Origin of the sequence: Culicoidibacter larvae (assembly GCF_005771635.1) — a bacterium.
GTDB classification, from domain to species: Bacteria; Bacillota_I; Bacilli_A; order Culicoidibacterales; family Culicoidibacteraceae; genus Culicoidibacter; species Culicoidibacter larvae.
Genome location: NZ_VBWP01000026.1, coordinates 1 through 1,974, shown reverse-complemented (window position 1 = coordinate 1,974; position 1,974 = coordinate 1). Strand labels below are relative to the sequence as shown.

The following is a 1,974-nucleotide window of genomic DNA, read 5'->3' as shown; positions in this document are numbered from 1 at the left end:
TGAGGTGAACCACAGAAGTTGGACTTTATATACATGATTTGTTATATTATAGTTAATGTTACGGAGGTTGTAAATATGAAGGTTGCTTTTCTCGATAGAGATGGAACAATAATCAATGATTACCCTGATTTAGAATGGGCAAATGTAAAAGAACCAGAATTTTTTGAACAAAGTATAGATAGTCTTAAAGAAATCAAAAACAAAGGATATGAAATAATTATTGTAACTAATCAATATTTGATTAATGATGGGATTATATCTTATGATGATTATTATTTATTCGCTAATAAATTTGAATCTATATTGAACAAAAACGGTATTAATATACTACATACTTATTTCTGTCCGCATAATAATGAGGATAACTGTACCTGTAAAAAACCGAACCCAGGAATGATTAAACAAGCATTAACAGATTATCCGGAAATTGAATTAGAGAATTCGTTCATGGTTGGAGACTCTCAAGTAGATATCGGGCTGGCTAAAAATTTTGATCTTAAAGTTTTTGGAATAAATCAAGAATCTGATTATTCAAGAAATATTAGAGTTGGTTCCTTAGCAGATATTCTCAGCTTTATTTAGGAAGTTTACTGGAGATAATCCGTCTAACCTAGACATAATCCGTTTATTGTTATAATAATAAATATACTCATGTAATAATCGAATAAACTGAGTGATACTTTTAAACTTTTGAGAATAGTAGAACTCAGTTTTTAATATGCCAAAGAAACTTTCCATAGCTGCATTATCAAGACAATTGCCTTTCCTTGACATACTTTGTGTAATGCCTTTACTTTTCAAGCTATCTTGAAACTCTTTCGTTTGATAATGCCAGCCTTGATCGGAATGAAGAGTCAACTCATCTTTGGGAGTGACTTCTTCCAGAGCTTTATCAAGCATATTAGAGACTAGCTCATAGTTGGGACGGATGCTCACCTCATAAGACACGATTTCATTATTATATAAGTCAAGTATGGGAGACAAATAAACTCTTTGGCCACAAACATTAAACATAGTCACATCAGTGACCCATTTTTCCTTTGGTCTAGTAGCTCTAAAGTTACGTTTCATTAGATTCCTAGCAACTCGTCCGATACTTCCCCAATATGACGAATATTTCCTTTGTCTGATAATACATTTTAGGTTTAACTGCTTCATGAGTTTTAAAACCGTTTTTCCGTTTATATGGATTCCTTGATTCATCAGCTCTAAAGTGATTCTACGGTATCCATAACGTCCCTTGTGGTCATGGAATATTTCTTCAATAACTTTTTTCTCATACTCATATTTGGCATGATTATTAACTTTATAGTTTGTTTTATAATAGAAGCTACTTTTAGGTATTTTGGCAGCAGCTAATAAATATTTCAGCTTAAATGTGTACCTTAACTCGTTGATAACTGTTATTTTATTATCTTCGCTGATTAATCCTGATTCAGAATTAAGGTCTGTAACTTTTTTAAGTATGCATTCTCTGCCTGCAATCGGTTTATTTCATCAATTAGCTCTCTTTTTGTTCTATCTTTTATGAATTGCTTTTTGATACGTAGTTTCCTTCTATTTCTTCTAGTCAAGTTATTCTCGTTTACCAATTCTGCTTCACCATATTCTAGAAATATCTTGACCCATGTACCGATTGAACTAGGAGCACGTACACTAAATTTGTGTGCTGCTTGGGTATAAGATGTTCCTGTTTCTAAAACATATTTTACAACCTTTAGTTTGAATTTTCCAGTAAATCTTTCTTGTTTGGGGTCGAAATACTTCTCTCCATGAACCTGATAGAACCGCACCCAATGATTAACTAGTTGACGACCAATGCCATATTTATTAGCAATAAAGGTACAAGAGCCCACACCGTTCAAATATTCTTGAACAACTTGCATTTTAAATTCCTTTGTATACTTGTTTTGGGACATAAATTTTCTTCCTTTCGATATTGTGAAATTTGTCCAAGTTTCGTGGGGCTGACCA

Annotated in this window: 3 protein-coding genes; 1 reads left to right on the top strand and 2 read right to left on the bottom strand. The window is 32.5% G+C overall.

All coding sequences use genetic code 11. The annotated features are described in order from the left end of the window. Positions 1-75: 75 nt before the first annotated feature. Positions 76-582, top strand: a complete 507-nt coding sequence (locus tag FEZ08_RS12110; RefSeq protein ID WP_138192774.1) for a D-glycero-alpha-D-manno-heptose-1,7-bisphosphate 7-phosphatase — start codon at positions 76-78, stop codon at positions 580-582. Here FEZ08_RS12110 and FEZ08_RS12105 read toward each other — a convergent pair. After that, positions 556-1,407 carry an IS3 family transposase gene (locus tag FEZ08_RS12105; protein WP_242003502.1) on the bottom strand — a complete coding sequence of 284 codons (852 nt, stop codon included), beginning with the start codon at positions 1,405-1,407 and terminating at the stop codon, positions 556-558. The genes FEZ08_RS12110 and FEZ08_RS12105 overlap by 27 nt on opposite strands. Before the next feature lie 17 nt (positions 1,408-1,424). Beyond that, a partial coding sequence (locus tag FEZ08_RS12100; RefSeq protein WP_206750552.1) for a helix-turn-helix domain-containing protein occupies positions 1,425-1,974 on the bottom strand: 550 nt, incomplete at its 5' end.

What these genes read in the sequence shown, in the direction of transcription:
- FEZ08_RS12110 (WP_138192774.1), top strand. Translation starts at nt 76, where the DNA reads ATGAAGGTTGCTTTTCTCGATAGAGATGGAACAATAATCAATGATTAC.